This window comes from Meiothermus sp., assembly GCF_025056915.1.
In the GTDB taxonomy this organism is placed as follows: Bacteria; Deinococcota; Deinococci; order Deinococcales; family Thermaceae; genus Meiothermus.
In genome coordinates this window covers 18,011-28,970 of the sequence record NZ_JANWVH010000034.1, presented here as the reverse complement: position 1 = coordinate 28,970, position 10,960 = coordinate 18,011, and the positions used below count along the sequence as shown (strand labels likewise).

The window sequence follows — 10,960 nt, the reverse complement described above, 5'->3', positions numbered from 1 at the left end:
AAACCTGCGTCCCGGCCCAGCCCCACCGCATACCCGCGTGCCCCCCCTCGGTGAGGCACGTCTCTTTGTTCCTTCTCGTTTTCGTGGGCGCCCACGTCTGTGAAGAGCGCGATAATACCTTCCCCCAATCCCTGCTTCTGGTTTCCCATGTGTTTGCGAAGTGTTCAAGCAGAGCGGCATGAGGTCGGGGTTTTCCGGGGCGTCTCGCTGCACCAGGTGCGATTTCTCGAGCGCGACCAAAAACCCCCAACTGCTATCTGGTTTTCCGCTTCTGCTGGGCAAACAGCCAGCGAATGAACTCGCTCTCCCGGTAGACCCGGTTCCACACGTCGTGCTTCTCCGTGGGGTACTCGGTATAGCGGGCCTGGGCGTTGCCCGCCTTGGCCAGCGCGTCGGTCAGGGCTCGAGAAAAGCTCACCGGCACCACCTCGTCGGCGGCCCCGTGGAAGTTCCAGATGGGCACCCTGGAAAGCCTCTGCCAGACCAGGAAAGGGTCGCCCGCCCCGCAGATGGGGGCCACCGCGGCGAAGCGCTCGGGGTACTGGCAGGCCAGGTTCCAGCAGCCGTAGCCACCCATCGAAAGGCCGGTTAGATAAACGCGGCGGGGGTTGGTCTGGTACTGGGTTTCTACCTGACCCAGGAGTTCATAGGCCCGGGCCAGCGGCTCGCCCCGCCACTGGGCTTCTTTGGGGCACTGCGGCATCAGCACCACCGCGGGCCAGCTCTTGGGGTTTGCCTGTATGGCCGGGCCCAGGCCCACCGTGGCCTGCTTCTTGCCGTCCCGGCCCCGCTCACCGGAGCCGTGCAGAAACAGAATCAGCGGCCAGCCGCCCCTGGGGGCCTGGCCTTGGGGTAGATAGAGCGCGTAGGGCAGCAGAGCACGGGGCTTGTGATGGCTAAAGAGCGGCATGCCCTTTTATACCAGCACCGGCTCCTCGTAGACCCCATACACAGCCCGGAGCTCGTCCATCATCTCGCCCAGGGTGCAGTAGGCCAGGGCGCACTCCACGAAGTAGGGCATGGTGTTGCGACCCTCCCTGGCAGCCTGCCGCAATCCCTCCAGGGCCATCTGCACGGCGATGGGGTCTCGCTCGCGCCGCACCCTGGCCAGCCGCTCGGCCTGAACGCGCTCCACTTCGGGGTCTATGAGCTGGATGGGCACCTGCAGGCCCTCATCCTGGAAAGCGTTCACCCCCACGATGATGCGCTCGCCCCGCTCTACCTCCTGCTGGAAGCGGTAGCTGGCGTCGGCAATTTCGCGCAGGAAGTAGCCCTCCTCGATGGCCCGCACCACCCCGCCCATCCGGCGGATATCCGAGATAATCTGCATGGCCTGGGCCTCCATCTGGTCGGTCAGCCACTCCAGGTAGTAGCTCCCCGCCAGGGGGTCGGCGGTGTGGGTCACGCCCGACTCGTAGGCAATAATTTGCTGGGTGCGCAGGGCAATTTTGGCGCTCTCCTCGGTGGGCAGGGCCAGGGCCTCGTCGTAGGCGTCGGTGTGCAGGCTGTTGGTGCCGCCCAGCACCGCGGCCAGGGCCTGGATGGCCACCCGGGCGATGTTGATTAAGGGCTGCTGTGCGGTGAGCGAGACCCCGGCGGTCTGGGCGTGGGTGCGGAGCATCCAGCTCAGTTCCTTCTTGGCCCCGTAGCGGTGGCGCATCTCTTTGGCCCAGATGCGCCTGGCTGCGCGGAATTTGGCAATCTCCTCGAAGAAGTCGTTGTGGGCGTTGAAGAAGAAGCTGATGCGGGGGGCAAACTCGTCAATGTCCAGACCGCGCTTGAGGGCCCACTCCACGTACTCAAACCCGTCGGCCAGGGTAAAGGCCAGCTCCTGGACGGCGGTGGAGCCGGCCTCGCGGATGTGGTAGCCCGAGACCGAGATGAAGTTCCACTTGGGGACGTGTTTAGGCCCCCACTCGAAGGTGTCGATGACCAGCTTGACGCTGGGTTCGGGGGGGAAGATGAACTCCTTCTGGGCGATGAACTCCTTCAGGATGTCGTTCTGAATGGTGCCGCCCAGTTTCTCCCAGCGGTAGCCCTTTTTCTTGGCCGCGGCCAGGTACATGGCCCAGATGGCGTTGGCAGGGCTGTTGATGGTCATGGAGGTGGTGACCTCTTCCAGGTTGATGCCCTCGAAAAGCAGCTCCATATCGGCCAGGCTGGAGACCGCCACCCCGCACTTGCCCACCTCGCCTTTGGAGAGGGGGTGGTCGGAGTCGTAGCCCATCAGGGTGGGCAGGTCGAAGGCGGTGGAAAGCCCGTTTTGTCCGGCAGCCAGGAGCTTTTTGAAGCGCTCGTTGGTCTGCTCGGCGGTGCCGAAGCCGGCAAACATCCGCATGGTCCAGAGCCGGCTGCGGTACATGGAGCCATACACCCCACGGGTGTAGGGGTACTCGCCGGGGTGGCCCAGCTTGTCGTGGTAGTTGAAGTCCTTGAGGTCTTCGGGGGTGTAGAGCGGCTCGGGGGCGATGTCCGAGAGGGTCTTGTGCGCGACCTTACGCTCGGGCATTTTTTGCAGCGACTTCTGGTAGGTTTCGCGCATCCAGGCGTGCTTGGGTCTGGGCTGTGCCATACCTGGATTATATAACGCCTTTGGTGCACAAAGGTGTGATTCCGTTAGATGTTGAACGGAATATGATAAGTTGAAGCCATGCCCCTGGCACGGAATGCGAGGTGAGAGGCGATGCCTTTTGAGCTTCCCGCAGAAAAACTGAATTACTGTGTTGTATAAAAGCCCATACAACCACACCCGCGCAGTGAGCAAATCAAGTCAATCCTCGCCTGGACTCGCTCTGTCCCTCCCCTACCTCGTAGGGGAGGCCAGGTGGGGTGGCTGACCTGGCCCTTCATGCAATCATGTGATTTGAGGGCCTTGGCATAAACCCTCCCCAACCCTCCCTACGCGGTAGGGAGGGGGTCGAGGGCTGTCACCCTTCTGTGGGGGGGTATGGGTATCTGTACTGTCTACAATATCGCGCTCTTCTCAGACGTGGCTGCCTGGATGGGCGGCTAACTCTGTGAAGAGCGCGATAAAAACCCGCACAACTACAACTCGCGGTGCGCGACTTGAGTAAATCCTGGCCTGGACGTGCTCTGTCCCTCCCCTACCTCGTAGGGGAGGTTAGGTGGGGTGGCTGACCTGGCCCTTCGCAATCGTGTGTTTTGAGGGCCTTGACATAAACCCTCCCTGCCGCGTAAGGAGGGGGTTGAAGGCTGTCACCCTTCTGTGAGCGTGTATGGGTATCTTTACGACTGTTTACTATAAACGGTAGCCACCGGCGGTGGGGCCTTCAGAGCCAAGCCACCGCCACCAGCAGCCCCACCAGCTCGCCCAGTTCGACCAGCATGCCGTACACATCACCCGAAAGCCCGCCGCCCAGCCTTCCGGCGGCCCAGTAGGCCAGCCCGAGCATGGCCGCCACCACCGCCAGGCCCACCCAGGGAAAGGCCAGCAGCGCCGGCAGGGCGAAGAGAAAAGCCGGCATCAGCCGGCCCTCCCGGCTCCGCGCCCCCAGCCCTTCCGGGCGGGCCGCCGGGAACAGGTTCATGGGCAAGAGCAGGGCAAAGCGCACCAGGGCTGGCAGGCCCAGAAGCAGCCATGGCGAGGGCCCCGCCGCCAGCAGCTGCCACTTCAGGAGCAAGACCATAAAGCCCACCCCAAAGGCAAAGCTGCCCAGGTACACATCCCCCAGAATCCGCAGGCGTTCGGCGGGGGGTTTCATGGAGAGCAGGGCATCGGCAGTGTCGAGCAGGCCGTCGAGGTGCAGCATGCCCGTACAGGCCAGCCAGGCGGCCAGCAAAAGCGCCCCCTGTAGCCCGTCGGGCAAACCCGCCGTCAGCCAGGCCAGCAAGGCCAGCACCGCCCCAATCAAATAGCCCGCCACCGGATAGAAGGCCGAGGCCGCCTTCATCTCGCCCGAGTGCACCTCCCCCAAAGGGGGAACGGGGAAGGTGGTCAGAAAGCCCACAGCCAGCCAGAGAGAACGCACCGCTTAAGGTTTTACCAGAACCGGGCCGAAGCGGGCGAGGAATTCCTCGCGGGTTTTGATGGGGCGGCCCTCGAGCCTTAGCTGGATGGTCTGGGCCTGAATCTCTTTGGGATAGGGGCAGTGGCGGCACCTGGAGCCGCAGCAGTAACCGCGCCGCAGGTGATAGGCCTCGGTGAAGACGTACAGACCGTCCTCGAGGTAATAGTCCAGGTTTTCTTTGAGTTCGTTTCCAGGCATTCCTGTTTCCTTAGACTGATTCTACAGAATTTTCCGGGCGGAATACCCATCTGGCTTATGTTTGCCGGGCCTTCCTTCGCCTCACCGGACGGCCTTCTGGCTCGAAAATGCTGTAAGCCAAGGACGTTTTAACGAAAATTTCTACAACTTTTCGGCCTGTGAGACCCCCGCCTGGGAAAATGTGGCCATGCCTGCCATCACTGCCGCAGCCGCCCGCAGGACGGGGAAGCTCAGCACTGCCCCGGTGCCCTCGCCCAGGCGCAAATCCAGCTCCAGGATGGGCCTGAGCCCCAGGGCTTCGAGCTGCCGGGTGTGCCCCGGCTCCACCGAGCGGTGCCCGGCGAACAGATAACCGCGCACCCTGGGCTCCATCCGGCAGGCCAGCAAAGCCCCGGCGGTCACCGGGAAACCGTCGGTCACCAGGGGCAAGCCCGCCTCGGCCCCGGCCAGGAAGACCCCGGCAATCGCTGCGATTTCCAGGCCGCCCAGCTCGGCCAGCAGGGCCAGGGGATGGGCCTCCTTGAGTTCACCCAGGCGGGAGCGGGCCCGGTTGAGCGCGGCCCGGACGACCTCGAGCTTCCTCTGGTAGCCCGCCTCGTCCACCCCCGTACCGCGCCCGGTAACCGCCTCGGCCTCGAGGCCCAGCAAGGCCGCCGTGAGCGCGGCGGCGGCGGTGGTGTTGCCGATGCCCATGTCTCCCGCCGCCAGCAGGGTGGCCCCCTGCGCAATGGCGGCTTTTGCGGCTTCCGCCCCAACCCGAATGGCTTGCTCGGCCTCGGCCAGGGTCATGGCGGGCTCGAGGCGGATGTTGCCGGTGCCGCTTCGAACCCGGCTCTGCCCGCCTGGCCGAGGGGAATTCACACCCACATCCACCACCCAGACCTCGGCCTCGGCGGTTCGGGCCAGCTGGTTGATGGCCGCCCCCCCGGCCTGAAAGTTGAGCACCATCTGCGCGGTCACCTCGGCGGGGTAGGCCGAAACCCCCTCGGCACTCACACCGTGGTCAGCGGCGCAGACCACCACCGCCCCCCGGCCCAGCCTGGGGTGCAGGGTCTTCTGGATGGCGGCCAGCTGGCAGCCCAGCGTCTCCAGAAAGCCCAGCGACCCTGGCGGCTTGGTCAGGGTGTTCTGGTACTCGAGGGCTCTTTGGAGCCATTCTTGCGAAACAGGTTGGATGTTGAAGTTCATAGGCTCTTTAGAGGGTCAGGTACTATTGCGGTCTTCTGGGGAGGCCGAAAGCCAAAGGCCGCGGTGCACTGGCTCGTATACGATCTGCAAATATCGTCAAGCCGGGCCATTCTTTCCCAGGAATCCTACCTAGCTTCGCTGTTCCGCCCATCGTTCTTCCCTCACAACGACTTGAGCTTCAGGGGAATCCCCGAAACCAGCAGATACACCACATCGGCCTGTTCGGCCATCCGTCGGTTGGCTGCGCCCAGAAGGTCGCGGTAGCGCCGGGCCAGGGGGTTGTCGGGCACAATGCCCATGCCCACCTCGTTGGTGACGACCAGCAGGGTTTTGCCCGCCTCGGCCCGAACCGCCAAAAGGTTCTCGACCTCGGGCAAGACCTCGCGCCCGGCCAGCATCAGGTTGGAAACCCACAGGGTCAGGCAGTCCAAAAGCACCACCCGGCCCCGGGCCTGCGAGAGGGCAAAGGGCACCTCCAGCGGTTCTTCCAAGGTCTCCCAGGTAGGGGGGCGCTCGGCCCGGTGCTGTTCGATGCGCTGGCGCATCTCTTCATCCAGGGCCTGGGCGGTGGCGATGAAGCTGACCTTGCCATCGCCCAGCGCATGGGCCCACTCCTGGGCAAAGGCGCTTTTGCCCGCGCGTGCGCCCCCCGTCACCAGGATGAGCCTAGCTTCCATCGGCCCCCTCCCCCCGCACAAACAGCACCCGCTTGTGGGCCCAGTCCAGCCCCAGCACCGCGCAGGGGGGCAGGAAGCGGTCTTGGTCAAACTCGCGCAGCACCATCCGCAGCACCCCCCCGTGGGTGAAGATCAGGTGGCGGCCTGGGGGTAGCTGGTCAAAACGGGCATACACCCGCCGGCGAAGCTGGGCGGTGGACTCCCCACCGGGGGCCTGAAAGCCCTCGAAGGCCAGCAGGGCGTTGCGCTCGGACTCGGGCAGTTCGGCCCAGCGCAGGCCCTCGAGGTCGCCAAAATTCAGCTCGCGCAGCTCGGCCAGCACCTCCTGGGGCTCACCGTAGGCCAGACGCGCGGTCTGCACGGCCCGCTGCAGATCCGAGGCCAGCACCCGCCCAAAGCGCTCCGCCGAGAGCCAGCCCCGCAGGGCCTGGGCCTGCTGCTCGCCCAGCGCGGTGAGGGGCAGGTCTGTCCAGCCGGTCAGCCGACCCTCTACGTTCCAGGGGGTCTGGCCGTGGCGCACCAGCCATAGCTCGCTCATGGCTCCACCCAGGCATAGAACGGGGTCTCGATGAACTCGGGGGGGCCGCCCAGGTACAGCTTTAGCCCCGGCAGGCGCAGGTTGGGGCCTTCCAGCTCGAAGTCCAGCGGGTCGTCCGGCAGGGCGTAGAGCAGGGTCTCGCCCGGCGGAAGCCCCCGGCGCATGAGCGCTGAAGCCCCCACCCCCCGCAGGCGCACGCAGCGGGCCAGCGGTTCGCGCAGCACCGCCACGTAGCGGGCCAGCCGGGGGCCATCCTGGGTCATCAGGCGGCGCACCTCGCCCAGGTCCAACAGCAACAGCGTGGGGGTCACCTTTAGGCTGGCCTGCATCTACCCTCCCAGAAGCACCACCGGCTCGCCCTCCACCTCATGCACCCGCACCCAGCCCCCGTACACCGACTGCAAAAGCGGCTCCCGGAGCACCTCGAGGGGGCTGCCCAGGGCCAGGAGCTGGCCGTCGTGCAAAAAAGCGACCCGGTCGGCCCGGCGGGCCAGGTTGGGGTCGTGCAGCACCGTCAGGATGCCCATGCCCTGGGCCCGCAAGCCCGCCAGCAGGCCGATAAACTCGGCCTGGTGGTGCAGGTCGAGGTGGTTGGTGGGCTCGTCCAGGAGCAAAAACTGCGGGCGGGCCGCCAGCGCCCGGGCCAGCAACGCCCGCTGCCGCTCCCCGCCCGAAAGGGTGGGCAACCGGCGGTGACGAAATGCGGCCACCTGGGTCTCGGCCATGGCCCACTCGACGGCGGCCCGGTCGGCCTTGCCGGCCCGGCCCAGCAACCCCAGGTGCGGGGTGCGCCCCAGCATCACCACCTCCTCCACCGTGAGTTCTTCGGGGTAGCCGCCGTTTTGCGGCAGGAAGGCAATTTGCTGGCCCCGCACCCAGCTCGACAGCCGCTCCAGGCGCTCCCCCCCCAGCTGCACCTCGCCCGCTTCGGGTCGGAGCAACCCCGCCATCAACCGCAGCAGCGTGCTTTTTCCCACCCCGTTGGGGCCCAGGAGGGCCAGCCACTCGCCGGGGCGAAGCTTGAGGCTCACCCCCCGCAGCACCGGCTGGTTGCGGTAGGAAAACCAGAGGTCAACAGCCGCTAGTGAATACGAGGCAATCGGGTGAAACAGAGAATCCTCCCCAAGCATCGCGTAGCCTTTTGCTGCCGGATTCATTTCTCAATTTCCTTCCCCAAAATTTTGAACCTGAAAAGGGTAGCCCACCTGTACTTGTTTATCATTCGGAAAGATACAGCCAGCGGTCTCCTTGCTCAGGAACGCCCTCATAAACTCTTAACCCGGCTTCAAGCAAAGCATAGGCGATAACCCCTAAACCCATAAAAAAACGCCCTCGGGAGCGAGGACGCTACATGCATAGGTTCCCCGAAACTCCCCCTTCTTGCGAGAGGTGCCTTCCGTATCGGAGTTAAGAAGGCGTTTTGGCAGGTATTCGGACTTCGGGCGGTGGTTGAAGAGGCTTGACCTCATCTACCCCAATGCGCCGTTACCGCTGCGCGACAGTGCCGGACTTTCACCGGACTTCCCCACTTTAAGCCAGGGCTACGCGCCCGGGCACCAAAACATCGCCGGGTTGTGTGAGCCCTAGCGGGCCTGAGCACACCCTACACCCAAAAGGCCCATCGCTTCAAGCCCTAAAAAGCGGGCCACATCGTTGGTCGTCTGGAGGTGGCCCAAAGTTGAACTTGCTACCGAGCCACCAATTGCAGTACTCAACGCCAAGCCGATGGAAAACCTCGCCGATGTCGCCAATGGCTTTGGGGACATCGCCTAGCATAGGTGATTCCGCAACCGCTCGGCTACCTCCGAACCGTACTGTTGCAGCGCCCACTCGCTCGTCAGGGTAGTGCTGTTTGACCTCCTGGAACGAAGCCTGAAGCAGCAGATTTGACCAACTGGCCATCAGCGGGAATCGCCTTGCCGGGCTGCTCGGCCGCAGCAACTTTATTTGCAGCCGCGCCCCTTTGGCGTCGGTGTCGGAGAGCCCCGCCATGAGGCCAGCTTAGCGCAGCGCTCGCCCGGCCAAGAGCGCGGCCAGGAGCGCGACCCCCAGGGCCACCCCCTGGCCCCACAGCGGGCTTTGCCCGATAAAAGGCGGGTACACCAGCCCCGCCACCGTGCCCCCTAGGTAAAAAGCGGCCACATAGGTGCCGCTCACGCCGCTGCCTCCCCGCCCCGAAACCCCGCCCGCAATGGCCTGAGCGGTAAAAATGCCGGCCATCATGAGCACAAACCCCACCAGAATCCAGAAGGGTTGGTCGGGCAGCTGTACCAAGAGGCCCAGCCCCACCACCCCAAAGGCCAGCCGGAAGGCCCGCACGGTGCCCAGCCGCTTCACCCACACCCCGGCCAGGGCACTGCCGGGAATGCCCGCCAGGTAGGCGAAAAAAATTCCTCCAATCTGGCCCTGCGACAAACCCAGGGCCTCGAGGCGGTAGGGCAGCAGGTTGGCCACAAAAAAGTTCACAAAGAGCAGGGCAAAGCCCAGCGCATACAAGGGCCAGGCCGAAAGGGTATAACGGGGGGCGGGCAGGGACAATCGGTCCTTCTCGCGCAGCACAAATAGGGCAATGACCGCTACCGGCAGCGCCAGCAGGACGATGGCCAGGCGCTCGCCCAACCCCTCGGCCAGAAGCCCCCCCAGCCCGCGCCCCAGGCCCCCGCCCAGCACGTTCCCGGCCACCCACAACCCGGCCATCTGGGCATGTTGGCGGGGGTACAGCCGGGGCAAAAGGGCCAGCGAGAGCCCCGGCACTGCGGCGGCGAAGGCCCCTTGCAGGGTGCGGCACAGTGTCCAGAGTTCCAGACTGGGCGCAACCCCGGCCAGCATGCCAAACAAACCCACCCCGAGCAGCCCGCCGCCAATCACGCTGCCGACCGGCAGCCGGATGCGCGGCACCAGCGGCGAGAGCAGCACCAGCACCAGAAAGGGCAGGCTGATGCCCAGGTGGGTGCTGCCGGGGGCGGTGCCGAAGAGGCGCTCCAAACCGGGCAGCATGGGCACGACCGAGTAGAGCGCCACGTAGATCAAAATGCCCGACGGAACCAGGGCCCAGGCCATGCCGCAAGCATATCCTGTCGGCTTGGGAACCCTATCGCGCTCTTCACAGACGTGGCCGCCCACGAAAACGAGAAGGGACAAAGAGACGTGCCTCACCGAGGTGAGGCCCGCTTGTCTGCGTTGCGTCCGGGCCAAGACGCATGTGTTCGAGTTTCCAGGCGGCCCCTGTTCTGTTCAGAAACAAGCTTTCTCGAACTCGAATAGCTCACAGCATGTGAAGAGCGCTCTACATGTTGCCGACCTCATGCGGCGTAACGCACGGGCCCGGCTTTATGCACATTTTGGACAGGACGAACCCAAAAACCTTCCTAAAATGGCCCCATGGCGCATTCGTCCGAGTCCATCTGGCCGTGGTTTCACCGACTGTATTGGAATACGGCCCTGTTTGGGGGGTTGGCCCTGGCCCTGCCACAACTGTGGCTGGGGCAGTGGGGTGCCCAGGTTCTGGCGGTGGCCTATGGGCTGGCCACCCTGGTGGCCTTTCCGCTGGCCCGGCGTTACCCCAAAGCCGCTCTGGTCGCGCACCTGGCGGCGGCCCTGGGGATGTGTGTCTGGGCCAGCCAGCAGCCCTGGGCGGCCCTTGCCCTGGGATGGAATCGGGAGATGACCCTGTACGCCAGCGCAACCGTGGCCACCCTGGGCCTGACGGTGCTGGCCATGTTTGGCGGCCTCTGGGTGATGGTGGTGGCGGTGATGCTCCTGGCGACGCTGCTGCCCCACCCTGAATCGGGGCTGTACTGGGTGGTCTGGCCCTTGTGGGTTTTGGGCGGGCTGGTGGGGCTTTCGGTCTTCAAGGCGGTTCACAAACTCGAGGCCACCCAGCAGGAACTCTCCAAGGTGGCCCTGCGGGACCGCCAGACCGGCCTGAGCAACCGCCTGGCCCTCGAGGCCGACTACGAGCGCTACCAGGCCCTGGCCAGCCGCAGCGACCAGCCCCTGCTGTTTTCGTACTGGCTGCTTGGGGTCTCCAAGGAGCGCCCGCAGCTATTGCAGGAACTGGCCAAGGTGATGCAGGATGCCCTGCGCCAGGGGGATGGGTTGTACCGCGTGGGCGACGATCAGTTCTGCGGCCTGCACATCGGGCTGGTCAGCGGACACGAGCTCACCGAACGCTTGAGCCGTCGTTTCCCCCAGGCCCAGGTGGTTTGGGTGGTGTGCAACGGCCTGGCCCTGGAGGAGGCGCTGAACCACGTGCAGGAACTGCTCTACCGCAGCCCCCGGCAGCCCATCCGCCACCTGGCCTCGGTTCCCAAAGCGTAACGGTGGCATCA

General features: G+C 65.0%; 11 protein-coding genes and 1 riboswitch. Of the genes, 1 reads left to right on the top strand and 10 read right to left on the bottom strand.

Features of this window, described 5'->3' with window-relative positions:
• Positions 1-253 precede the first annotated feature (253 nt).
• From NZN28_RS07370 to NZN28_RS07325, 10 genes are all read right to left on the bottom strand, one after another.
• Positions 254-910, bottom strand: coding sequence for an alpha/beta fold hydrolase (locus NZN28_RS07370; protein ID WP_295396749.1), 657 nt, complete (start codon positions 908-910; stop codon positions 254-256).
• Between the two features lie 6 nt (positions 911-916).
• Positions 917-2,572 carry a methylmalonyl-CoA mutase family protein gene (locus NZN28_RS07365; protein ID WP_295396747.1) on the bottom strand — a complete coding sequence of 552 codons (1,656 nt, stop codon included), beginning with the start codon at positions 2,570-2,572 and terminating at the stop codon, positions 917-919.
• A gap of 718 nt (positions 2,573-3,290) precedes the next feature.
• Positions 3,291-3,989, bottom strand: a complete 699-nt coding sequence (locus tag NZN28_RS07360; RefSeq protein WP_295396745.1) for an adenosylcobinamide-GDP ribazoletransferase — start codon at positions 3,987-3,989, stop codon at positions 3,291-3,293.
• A gap of 3 nt (positions 3,990-3,992) precedes the next feature.
• Positions 3,993-4,226 carry a DUF5522 domain-containing protein gene (locus tag NZN28_RS07355; RefSeq protein ID WP_295396743.1) on the bottom strand — a complete coding sequence of 78 codons (234 nt, stop codon included), beginning with the start codon at positions 4,224-4,226 and terminating at the stop codon, positions 3,993-3,995.
• 141 nt (positions 4,227-4,367) lie between these two features.
• On the bottom strand, positions 4,368-5,414 hold the full coding sequence (cobT, locus tag NZN28_RS07350) for a nicotinate-nucleotide--dimethylbenzimidazole phosphoribosyltransferase (RefSeq protein ID WP_295396740.1): 1,047 nt from the start codon (positions 5,412-5,414) through the stop codon (positions 4,368-4,370).
• Positions 5,415-5,575: 161 nt separating this feature from the next.
• Complete coding sequence (gene cobU / locus NZN28_RS07345; protein ID WP_295396738.1) at positions 5,576-6,091, bottom strand: bifunctional adenosylcobinamide kinase/adenosylcobinamide-phosphate guanylyltransferase; 516 nt, start codon at positions 6,089-6,091, stop codon at positions 5,576-5,578.
• Positions 6,081-6,629 (bottom strand): histidine phosphatase family protein, encoded by a 549-nt coding sequence (locus NZN28_RS07340; protein WP_295396736.1) that lies wholly within the window; start codon positions 6,627-6,629, stop codon positions 6,081-6,083. Before NZN28_RS07340 ends, cobU begins: the two co-directional genes overlap by 11 nt.
• The gene (locus NZN28_RS07335; protein WP_295396734.1) at positions 6,626-6,958 is read right to left on the bottom strand and encodes a hypothetical protein; all 333 of its coding nucleotides are present in this window, start codon (positions 6,956-6,958) and stop codon (positions 6,626-6,628) included. The genes NZN28_RS07340 and NZN28_RS07335 overlap by 4 nt, the downstream gene beginning before the upstream one ends.
• Positions 6,959-7,786 carry an ABC transporter ATP-binding protein gene (locus tag NZN28_RS07330; protein ID WP_295396733.1) on the bottom strand — a complete coding sequence of 276 codons (828 nt, stop codon included), beginning with the start codon at positions 7,784-7,786 and terminating at the stop codon, positions 6,959-6,961.
• A 247-nt stretch (positions 7,787-8,033) separates the two neighbouring features.
• Positions 8,034-8,205, bottom strand: a riboswitch (cobalamin riboswitch).
• Between the two features lie 425 nt (positions 8,206-8,630).
• Positions 8,631-9,689 carry an MFS transporter gene (locus NZN28_RS07325; protein ID WP_295396730.1) on the bottom strand — a complete coding sequence of 353 codons (1,059 nt, stop codon included), beginning with the start codon at positions 9,687-9,689 and terminating at the stop codon, positions 8,631-8,633.
• 321 nt (positions 9,690-10,010) lie between these two features.
• On the opposite strand from NZN28_RS07325, the gene NZN28_RS07320 reads away from it, so the two are divergent.
• Entirely contained in the window at positions 10,011-10,949 is a 939-nt protein-coding gene (locus NZN28_RS07320) for a GGDEF domain-containing protein (RefSeq protein WP_295396729.1), read from the top strand.
• Positions 10,950-10,960 lie beyond the last annotated feature (11 nt).

Excerpts from the sequence above, each read along its gene's own strand:
- NZN28_RS07370 (WP_295396749.1), bottom strand. The coding sequence starts at position 910 with ATGCCGCTCTTTAGCCATCACAAGCCCCGTGCTCTGCTGCCCTACGCG.
- NZN28_RS07325 (WP_295396730.1), bottom strand. The coding sequence starts at position 9,689 with ATGGCCTGGGCCCTGGTTCCGTCGGGCATTTTGATCTACGTGGCGCTC.
- NZN28_RS07320 (WP_295396729.1), top strand. The coding sequence starts at position 10,011 with ATGGCGCATTCGTCCGAGTCCATCTGGCCGTGGTTTCACCGACTGTAT.
- NZN28_RS07335 (WP_295396734.1), bottom strand. The coding sequence starts at position 6,958 with ATGCAGGCCAGCCTAAAGGTGACCCCCACGCTGTTGCTGTTGGACCTG.
- cobU (WP_295396738.1), bottom strand. The coding sequence starts at position 6,091 with ATGGAAGCTAGGCTCATCCTGGTGACGGGGGGCGCACGCGCGGGCAAA.
- cobT (WP_295396740.1), bottom strand. The coding sequence starts at position 5,414 with ATGAACTTCAACATCCAACCTGTTTCGCAAGAATGGCTCCAAAGAGCC.
- NZN28_RS07355 (WP_295396743.1), bottom strand. The coding sequence starts at position 4,226 with ATGCCTGGAAACGAACTCAAAGAAAACCTGGACTATTACCTCGAGGAC.
- NZN28_RS07365 (WP_295396747.1), bottom strand. The coding sequence starts at position 2,572 with ATGGCACAGCCCAGACCCAAGCACGCCTGGATGCGCGAAACCTACCAG.
- NZN28_RS07330 (WP_295396733.1), bottom strand. The coding sequence starts at position 7,786 with ATGAATCCGGCAGCAAAAGGCTACGCGATGCTTGGGGAGGATTCTCTG.
- NZN28_RS07340 (WP_295396736.1), bottom strand. The coding sequence starts at position 6,629 with ATGAGCGAGCTATGGCTGGTGCGCCACGGCCAGACCCCCTGGAACGTA.